This window comes from Anaeromusa sp., assembly GCF_028691475.1.
Lineage (GTDB): Bacteria > Bacillota > Negativicutes > Anaeromusales > Anaeromusaceae > Anaeromusa.
Map to the genome: position 1 here is coordinate 83559 of NZ_JAQUZF010000001.1, position 16749 is coordinate 100307.

A 16749-nucleotide genomic window follows, 5' to 3' on the forward strand; every position below is an offset into this window, starting at 1 on the left:
ATGGGAAAGATGAAAGTAAGCATTATTGGCGCTACCGGGTACACAGGAGCGGAATTGTTACGTCTTTTGGGAGGACACCCGGAAGCGGATATTCGTTATATTACTTCGGAGAGCAGCGCCGGCAAGTCCATTGCGGAGGTATATCCGCACTTGCAAGCGGTGCAGGAGGCCAAGCTGGTCAGCATGGAAGCCTTGGATGAGGTGGCGGCTGACAGTGATGTGCTTTTCATCGCGCTGCCTCACGGTCATGCCATGGCGGTAGGTAAACGATTGGAGAAGACGGACGTCAAAATTATTGATTTAGGCGCTGATTATCGTTTTAAAGATACGGCGATTTACGAAGCCTGGTATAAAGTGCCGCATACGCACAAGGACGCCAAGGCGGTATACGGCTTGACCGAATGGTACCGGGAAGACATTCGCGGCGCGAAAATTGTCGGCAATGCCGGCTGTTATACAACGGCCAGCATTATGGCGTTGGCGCCGCTGGTGAAAAAAGGCTTAGTGGAATTGGATTCCCTTGTGGTGGACGCTAAATCCGGCGTGTCCGGTGCGGGACGTTCGTTGAGCCTGAACAGTCATTTTGGCGAAATGTATGAGAACTTGAAAGCCTACAATGTGGGCGGGCATCGGCATACGCCGGAAATCGAGCAAGCCTTGGGCGGCTTGGCTAAGACGTCGCTTGTGCTGAGCTTTACACCGCACTTGATTCCCATGGCGCGAGGCATTCTCAGCACTTGTTATGCACGCTTGAAAAACGGCGTGGAAGCGGCAGCCGTGGATGCAGCTTATGAAGAGGCTTACGCCCAAGAATACTTTGTGCGCCTTTTGGGACGTGGCGGTTATCCGGCCACCAAAGCCGTGCGGGGCAGCAATTTCTGCGATTTGGGCTGGCATGTGGATCTGCGGACCCGTCGTGTCGTAGCTCTTTCGGCTATTGATAACTTGGTGAAGGGCGCTGCCGGTCAAGCGGTGCAAAATATGAACGTTCTGTTCAACTTGCCGGAAAAAACCGGCTTGGAATTATCCCCCGTGTATCCCTAAGCAAGGAAATTAGAGGAGGAACCATAGCATGTTGAAAGAAATACCAGGCAGTATTACTGCCCCTAAAGGGTTTAAAGCGGCAGGCGTAAAAGCCGGCATTAAGAAAAGCGGTAAAGAGGATGTAGCGCTGATTGTCAGCGACGTGCCGGCTACAGCGGCTGCGACGTTCACCTTGAACACCATGGCGGCGGCGCCTGTGGCTGTATCTAAAGAAGTGGCGGCCAAAGGCCAGGCGAAAGCCATTGTGGTCAACGCCGGCTGCGCCAATGCCTGCACAGGCGAACAGGGCCTGGCTGACGCTAGAGCGATGGCGGCGGAAGCGGCTAAAGCGCTGAATGTAGACGCCAGCGAAGTATTTGTGGCTTCTACCGGCGTGATCGGCGTGGAGCTTCCCATGGATAAAGTGAAGCAAGGGATTGTGAAAGCGGCGGCCGAGCTTTCCGTGGACGGCGAGAAGAACGCCGGCAAGGCCATTATGACGACCGATACCTTTTCCAAAGCCATTGCGGTGGAGTTGGAATTAGGCGGTAAAACAGTGCGCATCGGCGGCGTTGCTAAGGGATCGGGCATGATTCATCCCAACATGGCGACTATGCTGGCGTTTATTACCACTGACGCAGCTATTTCACAGCCTGTTTTGCAGCAGGCTCTTGCATATTGCATCCAGGTTTCCTTTAACATGATCAGTGTGGACGGCGATACCAGCACTAACGACATGGTAGCGGTATTGGCCAACGGTCTGGCTGGCAATGAAGTTGTTGACCGGGTGGATACGGAAGATTACATGACGTTCTTGACGGCGCTGCACGCGGTATGCGTCTTCTTGGCCAAAGCCATCGCCAGAGACGGCGAAGGAGCGACGAAGTTCCTCGAAGTTCAGGTGAAGGGCGCCATCAGCTTCTATGAAGCCAAAAAGGCGGCGATGACCATTGCCAAGTCTCCCTTGGTGAAAACTGCTTTCTTTGGACAGGATCCCAATTGGGGCCGCATTGTTTCGGCGGTAGGTTATTCCGAAACCAATATCAATGCGGAAAAATTGGCTGTATGGCTGGGCGCCGAGCAAGTGGTTAAGGGCGGCATGAAGGCTGATACAGACGAAGAAGTGCTGCAGAAAGTGATGCAGCAGCATGATATCGTTGTAACGGTGGATCTGGGCGTGGGTTCTGCGGAAGCTACGGTTTGGACCTGCGACTTTTCTTATGAATATGTTAAGATCAACGGCGAGTATCATACCTGAGCCGCCTAAAGGAGAGACGAATAAACATGATGGAAGCAGCAGAAAAAGCCGGTGTATTGATTGAGGCTCTGCCTTATATTCAGCGTTTTGTGGGCAAAACCATTGTTGTTAAATACGGCGGTAACGCCATGGTGAATGAAGAACTCAAGCACAGCGTGATTCAGGATATTGTACTGATGAAATGCTTGGGCATGAAGCCTGTTGTGGTACATGGCGGCGGTCCGGAGATTACGGCGATGCTGAAAAAAGTTGGCAAGCAGTCGGAATTTATCAGCGGCTTGCGCGTCACCGATGAAGAAACGGTGGAAGTGGCGGAGATGGTGCTGGTAGGCAAACTCAATTCGCAAATTGTAAGCCTTTTCAATCAGCATGGCGCGAAAGCGGTCGGTTTGACCGGCAAGGACGCGGATTTGATTGTGGCGGAAAAACATTTGGCCAAAGTCCATGAAAACGGCGAGATTAAAGAAGTGGATATCGGCTTTGTAGGCGATGTGGCCAGCGTCAATACGCAGCTGATTCACGATCTGCTTGATAAAGGCTACATTCCGGTTATTGCGCCGATCGGCGTCGGGCGAAATTACGAAAGCTACAATATCAACGCTGACTCGGTAGCTGGTGAAGTGGCCGGGGCGCTGGCGGCTGAAAAATTGCTGCTGCTGACCGATGTGGAAGGCATTTATCGTGATTTCAACGATAAGAGCAGCTTTATTTCCACGCTGACCTTTGAAGAAGCGCAGGCGTTGATTGTTGATAAAGTCATCGACGGCGGTATGATTCCTAAGGTGGAAGCTTGCGTGCGCGCTTTGAAAGGCGGCGCTAAAAAAGCGCATATCATTGATGGTCGCCAGCAGCATTCGCTGCTCCTGGAGGTTTTTACCTCCGGCGGTATTGGCAGCGAAGTGGTGCGCTAAGGAGGAAAGAACATGAACAAGAATGCAGTGATGGCGCTGGATGCGCAGTATTATCTGCCGGTGTTCGCCAGATACCCCATCGTTTTGGAACGCGGCGAAGGCCCGTATGTATACGACAACGAAGGTAAAAAATATCTCGACTTTTTGGCAGGTATTGCTGTCAACCTTCTAGGACACGGACATCCTGGCTTGGTGAAGGCAGTGGCGGAGCAGGCGGGAAAACTCATCCATTGCTCCAATCTGTATTATACGGAAGTGCAGGCCAAGCTGGTGCAAAAGCTGGCCCAGCGCAGCGGCTTGGAACGCGTTTTTATCGCCAATAGCGGCGCGGAAGCGAACGAAGGAGCGATGAAGCTGGCGCGTAAATACGGCAAGCTGCAAAGCGAGAGCAAAGTAGAAATCATCACGGCTCAGCACAGCTTCCATGGGCGCACCTTGGCGACCTTGACGGCGACAGCACAGGAAAAATACCAAAAAGGCTATGAGCCATTGCCGCAGGGCTTTTCCCATGTGCCTTTCGGTGATTTGGCGGCGATGGAAGCGGCGGTTTCGGCTAAGACCTGCGCGGTATTGCTGGAGCCTATTCAAGGCGAAGGCGGCGTGCATGTACCGCCGGCAGGGTACTTAAAAGCGGTACGCGAGCTTTGCGATAAGCATGGGGCGCTGCTGATTTTTGATGAAATTCAGACCGGCGTTGGCCGAACAGGAACCTTTTTTGCGTATGAGCAAGAAGGGATTACGCCAGATATTGTCACTTTGGCTAAAGGACTGGCTGGCGGCGTGCCGATTGGCGCTTTCCTGGCTAAAGAAGAAGTGGCGCAGGCATTTCATGCCGGCGATCACGGCAGCACCTTTGGCGGTAATCCGCTGGCTTGCGCGGCGGCTTTGGCTGTCATGGAAGCCATGGAGGAAGAAGGATTGCTGGATAATGCCAACAAGCTGGGTCAATTGCTGCAGGACAAACTGCGGCAGCTGGCGCAAAAATATCCGGGCGTCATTACCACGGTTCGGGGGCGCGGCTTGATTGTGGGCGCGGAGCTGGCCGGTCAGGGACGAGGCATTGTGGAAGCTTGCCTGGAAAAAGGCGTCATCATCAATTGCACCGCAGGCAACGTGCTGCGGTTCGTACCGCCGCTTAATATTACTGCGGCGCATATAGAAGAAGTGATCGCTGTTCTGGACGGCGTGCTGAAAGAACACGGCGCGTTTTGACAGCGTAAGGAATATCTTTGTATAATGGAAAAAGCGAGGGATAGCCATGAGCCTATACGGCAGGGATTTTTTATCAATACAGGAATGGTCTACGGAAGAGCTGGAACAGGTGCTGGATCTGGCGGCAGATCTAAAAGAAAAGCAGCAGCGGCGGGAAGCGCATCCTATTTTGCGCGGTAAAACGCTGGGTATGATTTTCCAAAAATCCTCCACCCGCACCCGGGTTTCTTTCGAAGTCGGCATGTGGCAGCTCGGGGGGCAGGCGCTGTTTTTAAGCGCCAATGATCTTCAGATTGGCCGCGGCGAACCTGTAAAAGATACGGCCCGTGTGCTATCGCGCTACTTGGACGGCATTATGATTCGCACTTTTTCTCATGCTGAGGTGGAAGAGCTGGCTGCGTATGCGGATATTCCGGTCATTAACGGACTTACAGACCGGCTGCATCCTTGCCAAGCGATGGCGGACCTTTTGACCATTCGAGAGCATAAAGGCTCCTTGAAAGGGTTGAAAATGGCCTATATCGGCGACGGCAACAATATGGTCCATTCGCTGATGCATGGCTGCGCCAAATTCGGCATGGATATTTCCGTGGCCACCCCTACGGCGTACGAGCCGAACGCGGGTATTGTGGCTGCGGCGAAGCAGGTGGCTCAAGGAACAGGCAGCCGCATTGAACTGACGCAAGACGTGCTGGAAGCAGCCGCCGGAGCGGATGTGCTGTACACGGACGTCTGGGCCAGCATGGGCATGGAGAGCGAACAGGTGGCGCGCCAGGCCGTTTTCAAAAACTACCAAATTAACCAGCAAGTGCTGGCTGCGGCCGATAAAAAGGCCATTGTTCTGCACTGTCTGCCGGCGCATCGCGGCGAAGAGATTACTGAAGACGTTCTGGAAGGTCCGCAATCGGTAGTCTTTGACGAAGCGGAAAACCGGCTGCATGTGCAAAAAGCCGTCATGGCCCTGGTAATGGGCGAATAAGCGAGGAGGAAGTTATAATGAGTAAAATTAAAAAAGTGGTATTGGCCTACTCGGGCGGCCTGGATACTTCGGTAATCATTCCCTGGCTCAAAGAAAACTACGATGGCTGCGAAGTCATCGCCATGTGTGCCGATATCGGCCAAGGGGACGAGCTGGACGTCGTCCGGGACAAAGCCATTGCTTCGGGCGCCAGCAAAATTTACGTTGAAGACTTGGTAAAACCGTTTCTGGAAGAGTATGTATGGCCGACGCTGAAAGCCGGCGCTGTTTACGAAGGAAAATACCTGCTGGGCACCTCCTTTGCCCGGCCGCTGATCGCTAAAGCTATGGTGGCTATCGCTGAAAAAGAAGGCGCTGACGCTATTGCCCACGGCGCTACAGGTAAAGGCAACGATCAGGTTCGCTTTGAGCTGACCATCAAGGCGCTGGCGCCGCAGTTAAAAATCATCGCTCCTTGGCGTGAATGGGAAATCCGTTCGCGTGAAGATGCCCTTGCTTATGCGGCAGCACACAATGTCCCAGTAGCCACAAGCAATAAGACCTACAGCATGGACCGCAACATCTGGCATCTGAGCCATGAAGGGGCCGATCTTGAAGATCCGTGGAATGCGCCTAAAAACGAAATGCTTCTTGTCACGAAAGCGCCGGAAGCTGCGCCTGACAAAGCTGAATATGTAACAGTTGATTTTGAAAAAGGCCTGCCAGTGGCCGTTAATGGCGAAAAATTGGCTTCGGTTGAACTTTTGACCAAGCTCAATGAAATCGGCGCTGCCAACGGCATCGGTATTACCGATATCACGGAAAACCGTCTTGTTGGTATGAAATCTCGCGGCGTCTATGAAAACCCAGGCGGAGCCATTTTGTACTATGCACATCGCGAACTGGAATACCTTTGCCTGGATCGTCAGACCATGCATTACAAAGAAGGCGTGGCGATCCGCTATGGCGAACTCGTGTATGACGGCATGTGGTTTACACCGCTTCGGGAAGCTCTCGCAGCTTTCGTTGACAGCACTCAGGAAACCGTTACAGGCACAGTAAGACTCAAACTCTACAAAGGCAACATCATGGCGGCAGGGGCTAAATCCCCCTACTCTCTGTATAGCAAAGAATTTGTTACCTTTGAACGCGACGAAGTATATAACCAGGCCGACGCAACTGGCTTCATTAATCTTTTCGGCTTGCCCCTTAAAGTGCGGGCCTTGATGAAAAAAGAGGCAGGTATAAAATGAGTAAGAGCATGTGGGGTGGACGTTTCACCAAAACGACCGACGCCATGATGGAGGAGTTTAACTCCTCCATCTCTTTTGATAAGAGAATGTATCGAGAAGACATTGCCGGCAGCATGGCCCATGCGGCTATGCTGGCGCGTTGCGGCATTCTGACGGACGCTGAAGCTGCCACCATCCGCCAAGGGCTGCAAGACATCCTGGCGGATATTGAAGCCGGTAATTTTTCTTTTGAAGTATCCTTGGAAGATATTCACATGAATATCGAAAAGCGTCTGACTGAGCGCATCGGCGCCGTCGGCGGCAAGCTGCATACGGCCCGAAGCCGCAATGACCAGGTAGCGGTGGATACGCACATGTATGTACGCCGGGAAATCGGCGAAATTGCGAAACTGCTGGAAGACTTGCAAAAGGCTTTTGTAGAGGCGGCGCAGAATAATCTGCAGGTCATTATGCCTGGCTATACGCACTTGCAGCGGGCGCAGCCGATTCTTTTCTCCCACCACATGATGGCCTACTTTTTCATGCTGGCGCGAGATTTTGAACGCCTTCAGGGCGTGCAGCGCCGGACGGACATTCTGCCCTTGGGGGCGGGGGCGCTGGCAGGCACAACCTTCCCAATCGATCGCCACTATGTAGCGGAGCAGCTTGGGTTTGCGCAAGTGTACCAAAACAGCTTGGACGCTGTAAGCGACCGCGACTACATTTTGGAGTTTCTTTCTTTCGCCTCCATTCTGATGGTGCACTTATCCCGGATCAGTGAAGAAATCATTCTTTGGTCTTCAGCGGAGTTTGCTTTTATTGAGCTTGATGATGCTCATTGCACAGGTTCCAGCATCATGCCTCAGAAGAAGAACCCGGATATGGCGGAGCTGGTGCGCGGCAAAAGCGGCCGGGTCATTGGCCACTTGATGGCGATGCTGACGACGGTAAAAGGCTTGCCGCTGGCGTATAACAAGGACTTGCAGGAAGATAAGGAAGGCTTGTTTGACGCCATTGATACCATTAAATTCAGCTTGGCTGTCTATGCGGCGATGATTCGCGGTTTGCGGGTGCGCCAGGAAAAGATGGAGCAGGCTGTGCGCCATGACTTCTCCAACGCCACCGATATGGCGGATTATCTGGTGAAAAAAGGGCTGCCCTTCCGCCAGGCTCACGAAGTAGTCGGCAAGACGGTGCGGTATTGCATCGAACAGGAAAAATGGCTGATGGATTTGTCCATCGCCGAGTTCCAGCAGTTTTCACCGCTTTTTGAGGCGGATATCTTAGAGGCGATTAAGGTGGAGACTTGCGTGGAAAACCGCAACTCCTTCGGCGGCACTTCTCCAGCACAGGTAAAGCTGGCCATGGAAGCTGCGGAAGAAATTATCCGAAAACAACAAAGCTTCCTTGACATGTATACAAAAAACGATATATAATAGGTCTAATGCTAGCGGACTTATTACAGGTTGTATGCATGAGAAGGAGGCAGTCAGACTATGGCGGAAATTAAAGTAACAAAGGTAACTACACCCAAGGAGCTTCCCCCGCAGGATAAGCTTGGCTTTGGTCACTACTTTACGGATCACATGTTTGTCATGGATTATGAGACAGGTAAAGGGTGGCATTCGCCGCGCATTGAGCCTTACGGCGATTTCGACCTTTCTCCGGCGGCTATGATCCTTCATTATGGTCAGGGTATTTTTGAAGGCATTAAAGCGTTCAAAACCGATGATGACCGTGTTGTCATTTTCCGGACTCGCGATTATCTTGCCCGGTTCAACCGTTCGGCGGATATTCTCTGTATCCCCCAGATGGACACGGAGCTGCTGCGGGAAGGACTGCACAAACTGGTAGAGCTGGAAAAACGCTGGGTGCCTAAAGGCGAAGGTACATCCTTGTATGTACGTCCTTTTGTTATTGCCGACGATCCCTATGTGGGAGTAAAGAGTTCGGACCGCTATAAGCTGTTTATTATTCTCTCGCCGGTCGGCGCGTACTATGCCGAAGGCTTTAACCCGGTAGCCATCAAAGTAGAAGATCATTATGTACGGGCTATCAAGGGCGGTCTTGGCGAAGCCAAAACGCCGGCTAACTACGCAGCCAGCTTGAAAGCGCAGATTGAAGCGAAGAAAGAAGGCTTTGCGCAGGTACTCTGGCTGGACGCCTGTGAGCGCAAGTACATTGAAGAAGTGGGTACGATGAATATCTGCTTTAAAATTGGCGGCAAAGTCATTACTCCGGCTCTGAATGGCAGCATTCTCGGCGGTATGACCCGTCGCACGGTGCTTGAGCTTTGTAAAGACTGGGGCGTGCCGGCAGAGGAACGAGCCATTTCCATTGACGAAGTGTTCGAAGCTCATGCCAAAGGGCAGTTGGAAGAAGTATTTGGCACCGGTACGGCAGCGGTTATCTCGCCGGTGGGCGAGCTTTGCTGGAAGGGCCATAAGATTAGCATTCACGACAATAAGACTGGTCCTTTTGCGCAAAAGCTGTTCGATCATGTTACAGGCATTCAGTCCGGTAAAATTGCCGACAAGTTCGGTTGGGTTGATGAAGTAACAAAAATTTAAGACTTTTTTCCCAGGTCCATGCGGTAAAAGCGTGGACCTGGTTTTTTTGAGACCGTCTATGGTCTCATTTTTGCACTTATCCCAAGAAAATGCTGAAGGCAACCGAAAAAAATGAATTTGTAAAAAGGGATTGAGCCGCTAAAGAACGAATAAAAAATGAATATGTATGAATTTATGGGCTGAGTATAAGCAGCGTGAGGGGTTTTCACCATGATGTCGCAAATTGAAGTGATCCTGGCCACGTTAAGCGGTCTTGACGTGATTGATATTATTATAGTTGCCTTTGTATTGTATCGGTTGTATTATATGATTCGCGACACTCGCGCGGCGGCATTGGTAAAAGGGCTGATGCTGCTTCTTTTGGCTACGGCGGGCAGCAAGTGGCTGGGGTTAAACGTAGTCTATTGGCTGCTCCAAAAAACAGTGACCGTCATGCTCGTGGCTTTGCCTGTGGTATTTCAACCGGAACTGCGCCGGGCGTTGGAACAATTAGGGCGCGGCAAGCTGTTTCGTAAGAACGCTTTTTTAAATGAGGAAGAAACTGAAGATTTCTTGCAGGAAATGGCTAAGGCCGTGGCGGTGCTGGCGAAAAACAAGATTGGCGCGCTGTTGGTGCTGGAGCGGGAAACTGGCTTGGGGGATTATACCGAAACTGGGATCAAGGTTGATGGTATTGTATCTAATGAATTCTTGATTAATATTTTTATTCCTAATACGCCTATGCATGACGGCGCTGCGGTACTACGCGGCAACCGTGTGTTGGCGGTGGGCTGTCTGCTGCCTTTGACGGAAGACCGCAGCTTGAGTAAAGAGCTGGGGACGCGTCACAGAGCGGCGATCGGTATAACAGAACAGACAGACGCCGTAGTAGTGGTAGTCAGTGAGGAAACAGGCACTATTTCCGTAGCTCGTTCTGGTAAGCTCACTCGCTATCTGGATACGGAAAGCCTGAAGGAAATGCTGCGCCCCTTGGTGGTGCAGCGTCATACAAGCCTTGGGGACTTCTTTAATTGGAGGCAATAAGCTGTGATGCAGGGATTGGTGAACTTATTGCGCAGAAATTTGGCAATGAAGCTGTTAGCACTTTTTTCTGCCATTTTTTTGTGGCTTTATGTAATGAATGAACAAAATCCGCCGGCAGAGGTCAGCTATAGCGTACCCGTTGAGGTGCACAATCTGGCCAGCGACTTAGTCGTGCATCAATTGCCGGAAACTGTGCGAATCCGCGTCAAGGGGCCGCGCAGCGCCGTGGCGTATCTGAATCCGGCGGATATGAAGGCGGTGCTGGACCTAAAGGGGCTGAGCGAAGGGAAACAGGCGCCCCGTTTTCAGGTGAATGTGCCTAGCGGCGTAGAATTACTAGAGATTCAACCGAACCCTGTACCCATTACTTTGGAAATGATTATCTCCAAAGTAGTGCCTGTAGAATTGCGCCTAAACGGCAGTCCAGAGCCGCAGACGGCTAGCGTGAAGACGGATTTATCGGTGAAGCAAGTGCGTCTAGAAGGACTGCGCAGCGCTGTAGCGGCGGTCAGCCAGGTAGTGGTAACCGTCGACGCCAGCGGCAAGGATGCTTCCTTTGAAGTGGAAGCTCCGGTCTTGGCTTTAAATAGTGAAGGCCGGCTGGCGGAAGGTGTTACCATTACGCCTGATGTGTCTCATGTGCTTGTTGCTTGGTCCAAGCCGCAGATAAAAAAACAACTGGATGTGGAAGCGGCTTTCCAAGGACAATTACCGTTGGGCACCAAGATTACCCGCATGGTAATTGTGCCTAACAAGGTAGAAGCGCAAGGAGATAAGGCTGTGCTGGACGGAATGCCTTATATTTCTACGGAAATCATTGACTTGTCGCAGGTAAACGGCAATATGGATCGGGAATTGATCTTGCAGGCGCAACCAGGCGTGGTTTTTCAGCCGCCGAAAGTGCATGTGCAAATTAGTGTAGAACGCTAAGACGTTTTTTAAAGATAGGAGTAAGAAGTTTGATAGTCATTCATAATTTTCGTACCGCTCTGGAGGATGAAACTCCTTTAACGACGGCTGCCGCTAAACGGCTGGGGCTAAAAGAGGGAGACATCCAAAAGGTGCGAATTGTCCGCCGTGCGGTGGACGCGCGGCGCAAGCCGCATATTTCTTTTGTCCATACGTTACAGGTCGAAACGCCGCTGGAAAAGGCGGTGTGCAAAAAACTTCGCAATGACCGGGATATTGTTTTGGGACAACCCAAAGAACGGCCGCCGATTCTGCTGGGGACAACGCCCTTAAAGGGGCGGCCTGTAGTAGTAGGCCTAGGACCGGCGGGGCTGTTTGCCGCCTTGGCTTTGGCTCGTCAAGGCTACCGGCCGCTGGTGCTGGAGCGAGGACGGGATGTGGAACGGCGCAGCCGTGACGTAGCTGACTTTTGGCAAAGCGGACGGCTGGATCCGGCAAGTAATGTGCAATTTGGCGAAGGCGGCGCCGGTACCTTTTCGGACGGCAAGCTGACGACGCGGGTAAACCATCCGCGGATGCAGGAATTGCTGGAAATCATGGTAGACGCTGGGGCGCCGCCGGAAATCGCCTATTTGCATAAGCCGCATGTGGGTACGGACCTATTGCGCTTGGTTGTTAAAAACTTGCGTGAAGAGATTAAGCGTTTGGGCGGCGAAGTACGCTTCGAGCATCAGGTAACTGATTTGCAAGTGACAGATGGCCGCGTTGCTGCTGTTGAAATCAACGGGCAAGAACGCGAAGCCTGCGCGGCTGTGCTGTTGGGCATCGGCCATAGCGCACGGGATACCTACGCTATGCTCCAGGCAAGAGGAGCGGCGATGGAAGCAAAACCCTTCGCTATCGGCCTGCGTATTGAGCATCCGCAGGAAGTGCTGGATCAGGCGCAATATGGCGCTGCCGCAGGGCATCCGCGCCTAGGGGCGGCGGATTACGCGCTGGTCTACCATCATCCCAGCAACGGGCGGACGGCGTACTCTTTTTGCATGTGCCCAGGAGGTCTGGTAATCGCCAGCGCCTCCGAAGAGGGCGGCGTTGTAACTAACGGCATGAGTCTTTACAGCCGCGCTTCGGGGCTTGCTAACAGCGCGTTGGTTGTGAATGTGCTGCCGGAGGATCATGACGGCACGCCCTTAGGAGGCGTGTCTTTTCAACGGCAGTGGGAACAAGCGGCTTTTGCTGCTGGCGGCGGCGGTTATGCCGCACCGGTGCAGGCGGTAGGGGATTTTTTGCAGGGCCATGACGGCAAGACGGAGTTTTTAACCTCCCCAAGCTATCGGCCGGGCATCAAACGAACCCATTTAGGCGCTTGCTTGCCTGCTTTTGTCGGTGATACCCTGCGGCAGGCTCTGCCGGATTTTGGCCGAAAGATTAAGGGTTTTGATCATCCGGGAGCCGTGTTGACCGGCGTAGAGACGCGCACCTCCGCACCGCTTCGTATTTTGCGGGGGCGGGATTTTCAGTCTCTTACGCTGCAGGGCTTGTATCCTTTAGGAGAGGGCGCCGGTTACGCTGGAGGCATTATGAGCGCGGCTCTTGACGGGTATATGGCGGCGTTGTCGCTGATAGAGCTGTACGGACCGCCGCGCTAAGCGGCATGGTTAAAGATTTTCTAGAGGGGGATTTTAAAAACGATGGCAAGATTGTTTGGAACCGACGGAGTGCGGGGGATTGCAAATAAAGAACTGACGCCGGAATTGGCATTTCGGTTAGGCTGGGCGGCGACCACCTATTTTGGGCGGCATAGTAAATGCCAGCCTACAATTTTGATTGGCCGCGATACTCGCTTGTCCGGTCCGATGCTGGAAGCGGCCTTGGCCGCCGGTATTTGCGCCGCAGGCGGCAAGGCAGTGCTGTTGGGCGTAGTGCCGACACCGGCTGTAGCTTATTTGACGCATTCTTGTAAAGCCCAGGCAGGCGCTGTAATTTCTGCGTCGCATAATCCGTATCCGGACAATGGTATCAAGTTTTTTGCCGGTACAGGGTATAAGCTGCCTGATGAAGTAGAGGATCAGCTCGAAGAACTTGTGCTGTCTTGCGACGAAAAAGGCGGCAAGCGTCCGACCGGCGCTCAGGTGGGAACCATTGAACCTGGCCATGAGCTTTTGGATCGATATCTAGACTATTTGGCCGGGACAATTAAAGGCGATTTGCAGGGTCTGCGCGTGGTCTTGGACTGTGCCAATGGAGCCGCCTTTGAAGCGGCGCCGCGCATTTTAGAGCGTTTAGGCGCTGAGGTTACGGTGCTTTACAATCAGCCTGACGGCATTAATATCAATGAAGGCTGCGGCTCTACGCATCTGGATGCGCTGCAGAGGGAAGTGCTGCGGCAAAAAGCGCATGTTGGCATTGCCAACGACGGCGATGCGGACCGTTGCCTAGTCGTAGATGAAAAAGGAAACATTGTTGACGGCGACCAGATCATGGTTATTTGCGCTTTGGCTCTTTTGCGTCAAGGAAAGCTCAAAGAGCATACTCTGGTGGCGACGGTCATGAGTAATCTCGGGCTGCATCAGGCGATCCGCAAAGAAGGCGGCACCGTGGTAGTGACGCCGGTAGGAGACCGGTATGTGCTGGAAGCCATGCGCGCCTCCGGCTTCTCTCTGGGCGGCGAGCAGTCCGGTCATATCATTTTCCGACAGTTCAGCACTACTGGCGACGGTATTTTGACGGCGCTGCAGCTGTTGGCCAATTTGAAAGAAAGCGGCAAAGCCATGTCCGAACTGGCCGGCGTAATGACGCGTTTCCCGCAGGTGCTGGTCAATGTGCGCGTAGGCACCAAAGAAGGCTGGCAAGACAACGAAGCCATCTGTGAAGCCATTGAAAAGGCGGAAGCCGTTTTGGGCGAAGAAGGACGCATTCTGGTGCGCGCCTCGGGGACGGAAAAGCTGATTCGCGTGATGGCCGAAGGACCGGTACAAGAGCAGCTTGATTCTCTGGCGCAGGAAGTAGCGACCGTTATAGATCGGGAACAAGCGTAAGCGCGAAACCGTAAGAGAGAAGTAAGTTGACCAAACGACGGACGTCGAGTACAATAGCTATATATGACGTTGCAAAGGAGCACGGGAGGTGCTCCTTTGTTTACTGTCAGGCTGGTTTTGCCCCAAGGAGGTGGAAACAGCAAGGCAAGCAAAGCCGACCATGAAGCGCTGGCTCTTGATTGTGTTGCAGTCAAGAGGACGAGGAAGAGGAGCATCGAGACGATCAGCGGATGCCTCTCGGCGGACCTGCAGCCGCAAAAAGACGACAAAACCCGTGGGTGACCGCGGGGACAATGCGTCTTGGCAGGAACCTCCCTAAGAAGTGTAAGCAGGAGGATACTATTATGTGTGGTATTGTTGGTTATATTGGTCCAGACCAGGCGACCCCGTTTTTATTGGAAGGCTTGAGCAAACTGGAGTATCGCGGCTACGACTCGGCGGGCATTGCGGTCTTTGACGGCGCTAAGGTGAATGTGGAAAAAAGCGTCGGTCGTCTGAACGCTCTTTGTAAACGCCTGGAAAACCGGGCGCCTCAAGGACATGTTGGCATTGGACATACTCGCTGGGCGACCCATGGGCGTCCGTCGGACGTCAACTCCCATCCCCATACCGACTGCACTGGTAAGTTTACGGTAGTCCATAACGGGATTATTGAAAACTATCTGGAACTGAAGGAAGACCTGATTGCTAAAGGCCATGTCTTTACTTCCGAAACGGATACAGAAGTAGTAGCCCATTTACTGGAAGAGCATTACCAAGGAAACTTTGAAGAAGCCGTAAAAAAAGTTCTGGCTGAAATTGAAGGTTCCTATGCATTGGTGTTCTTGTCGGAAGAAGATCCGGACAAGCTGATTTGCACCAAACAGGACAATCCGCTGGTTATCGGCCTGGGTGAAGGAGAAAACTTCATCGCTTCCGATATCCCCGCGATCATCAAGCGTACCCGCCGTACGTACATTCTCAGCGACGGTGAAATGGCCATTGTGACCAAAGATGCGGTTTGGGTGATGAATCGCCAAGGCGTGCCTGTTACCAAAAAAGTATTCGAAGTCAAATGGGATGCGGAAGCTGCGGAAAAAGGCGGCTACGAGCATTTCATGATCAAGGAAATCTACGAACAGCCTAAAGCGGTGCGGGAAACCATGAGCGGACGGCTGGCTAAAGACGACAGCCATATCGTGTTCGAAGAATTGAAATGGTCGCGTCATGATATGGACAATATCAGCAAAATTGCCATCGTGGCCTGCGGTACGGCGTATCATGCAGGCATGGTGGGCAAGAACTTCATTGAGCGCTTGGTGCGCATCCCGGTGGAAGTAGACATCGCCTCCGAGTTCCGCTATCGTTCGCCCTTGATCGACGAGAAGACGCTGACCATTGTTATCAGTCAGTCCGGCGAAACCAGCGATACTCTGGCGGCGCTGAAAGAAGCAAAGCGTCTTGGCTCTCGCACGCTGGCAATTACCAACGTGTTGGGTTCCTCCATCGCTCGGGAAGCGGATCAAGTAGTGTACACCCTGGCGGGCCCGGAGATTTCCGTGGCTTCTACCAAAGCCTATACAACGCAGCTGGTTACGCTTTGCATGCTGAGCATCTATATGGCAGGCCTCAAAGAAGTTCTGCCTGCTGAACGGATTCAGGAGCTTATCCGCGGTCTGCGGGAACTGCCTGCACAGGCGCATGAAATTCTGGAAGACGTAGAGCCCATTAAAACCTTTGCCCAGCAATACGGCTTCAGCGAAGACGTATTCTTCATCGGTCGTTCGCTGGACTATGCAGTGGCTTTGGAAGGCGCTCTAAAGCTCAAAGAAATCTCCTACATTCATGCGGAAGCCTATGCCGCGGGCGAACTCAAACACGGCACCTTGGCCTTGATTATTGAAGGCGTGCCGGTTATCGCTTTGGCGACACAGACCGACGTGTATGAGAAAACCCTGAGCAATATTAAAGAAGTCAAGGCGCGGGACGCCGTCGTTATCGGCATCGGCCTTAAAGGCGACGAGCAGCTGAAAAAATACGTGGATCATGTCATTCAGATTCCTGCGACCGACAAATACCTGGCGCCGTTGCTGGCGGTCATTCCGCTGCAACTCCTGGCCTACTACGCCGCCGTCACTCGCGGCTGCGACGTAGATAAACCAAGGAATCTCGCAAAAAGCGTCACTGTTGAATAATAGAAACTGACTGTGTAAAAGATGAAAAAACCGCTCATTTATGGTAAGCTAGGAATAGATTATCATGAAGAGCGGTTTTTTTGCGTATATCTTTCGCTATCGTTAATTATAGAAAGTTGACCCAAAAGGAACGTCCCACTGTCCCCAAAGCAGCTTTAATAGAAATTCAGAGAGAATATATAGCATTGTCAACGTTAGTACTGTGCGTATTGAAGGGGTTAGATGAATTTGTGAATTATCGATTTGAACATACAAACGTACAAAGGTAGACATTATTAAAAAAGGAAGAGGAGTTTAAAAAAATACTCATTTAATATATGAGTGATTTTCATATTCTCGAACCCTAGAAAAATCAAAGGGTTTTTAGGCAATAAAAAGGACTTCACCCCCACAAATGCGAATCAGTAAGTGCTACCCTAACCTTACGCAAAGGACGGTGAA

At 52.2% G+C, this 16749-nt stretch carries 13 protein-coding genes; all 13 read left to right on the top strand.

Annotation, left to right across the window (positions count from 1 at the left end; all coding sequences use genetic code 11):
- Positions 1-9: 9 nt before the first annotated feature.
- The 13 genes from argC to glmS all read left to right on the top strand — a co-directional run bounded on the left by argC (position 10) and on the right by glmS (position 16308).
- Positions 10-1044, top strand: a complete 1035-nt coding sequence (gene argC / locus PHF27_RS00520) for an N-acetyl-gamma-glutamyl-phosphate reductase (protein WP_300064805.1) — start codon at positions 10-12, stop codon at positions 1042-1044.
- 28 nt (positions 1045-1072) lie between these two features.
- A complete protein-coding gene (argJ, locus tag PHF27_RS00525; protein WP_300064808.1) occupies positions 1073-2281 on the top strand; it encodes a bifunctional glutamate N-acetyltransferase/amino-acid acetyltransferase ArgJ in 1209 nt (402 codons plus the stop codon).
- Positions 2282-2307: 26 nt separating this feature from the next.
- The gene (gene argB, locus PHF27_RS00530; RefSeq protein WP_300064811.1) at positions 2308-3192 is read left to right on the top strand and encodes an acetylglutamate kinase; all 885 of its coding nucleotides are present in this window, start codon (positions 2308-2310) and stop codon (positions 3190-3192) included.
- Positions 3193-3204: 12 nt separating this feature from the next.
- Complete coding sequence (locus PHF27_RS00535) at positions 3205-4404, top strand: acetylornithine transaminase (protein ID WP_300064814.1); 1200 nt, start codon at positions 3205-3207, stop codon at positions 4402-4404.
- A 46-nt stretch (positions 4405-4450) separates the two neighbouring features.
- A complete protein-coding gene (gene argF / locus PHF27_RS00540) occupies positions 4451-5383 on the top strand; it encodes an ornithine carbamoyltransferase (protein WP_300064817.1) in 933 nt (310 codons plus the stop codon).
- A 14-nt stretch (positions 5384-5397) separates the two neighbouring features.
- Positions 5398-6615, top strand: a complete 1218-nt coding sequence (locus PHF27_RS00545) for an argininosuccinate synthase (protein ID WP_300064835.1) — start codon at positions 5398-5400, stop codon at positions 6613-6615.
- Positions 6612-8030 carry an argininosuccinate lyase gene (gene argH / locus PHF27_RS00550; RefSeq protein ID WP_300064821.1) on the top strand — a complete coding sequence of 473 codons (1419 nt, stop codon included), beginning with the start codon at positions 6612-6614 and terminating at the stop codon, positions 8028-8030. The genes PHF27_RS00545 and argH overlap by 4 nt, the downstream gene beginning before the upstream one ends.
- A 60-nt stretch (positions 8031-8090) precedes the next feature.
- A complete protein-coding gene (locus PHF27_RS00555) occupies positions 8091-9164 on the top strand; it encodes a branched-chain amino acid aminotransferase (RefSeq protein WP_018703323.1) in 1074 nt (357 codons plus the stop codon).
- Between the two features lie 210 nt (positions 9165-9374).
- Positions 9375-10187, top strand: a complete 813-nt coding sequence (cdaA, locus tag PHF27_RS00560) for a diadenylate cyclase CdaA (RefSeq protein WP_018703322.1) — start codon at positions 9375-9377, stop codon at positions 10185-10187.
- A 6-nt stretch (positions 10188-10193) separates the two neighbouring features.
- Entirely contained in the window at positions 10194-11117 is a 924-nt protein-coding gene (locus PHF27_RS00565; protein ID WP_300064837.1) for a CdaR family protein, read from the top strand.
- A 29-nt stretch (positions 11118-11146) separates the two neighbouring features.
- A complete protein-coding gene (locus PHF27_RS00570) occupies positions 11147-12745 on the top strand; it encodes an FAD-dependent protein (RefSeq protein WP_300064825.1) in 1599 nt (532 codons plus the stop codon).
- A 42-nt stretch (positions 12746-12787) separates the two neighbouring features.
- Positions 12788-14134 carry a phosphoglucosamine mutase gene (gene glmM / locus PHF27_RS00575; protein ID WP_300064827.1) on the top strand — a complete coding sequence of 449 codons (1347 nt, stop codon included), beginning with the start codon at positions 12788-12790 and terminating at the stop codon, positions 14132-14134.
- A 344-nt stretch (positions 14135-14478) separates the two neighbouring features.
- Positions 14479-16308 (top strand): glutamine--fructose-6-phosphate transaminase (isomerizing), encoded by a 1830-nt coding sequence (gene glmS / locus PHF27_RS00580; protein ID WP_300064829.1) that lies wholly within the window; start codon positions 14479-14481, stop codon positions 16306-16308.
- The last annotated feature ends 441 nt before the right edge of the window (positions 16309-16749 follow it).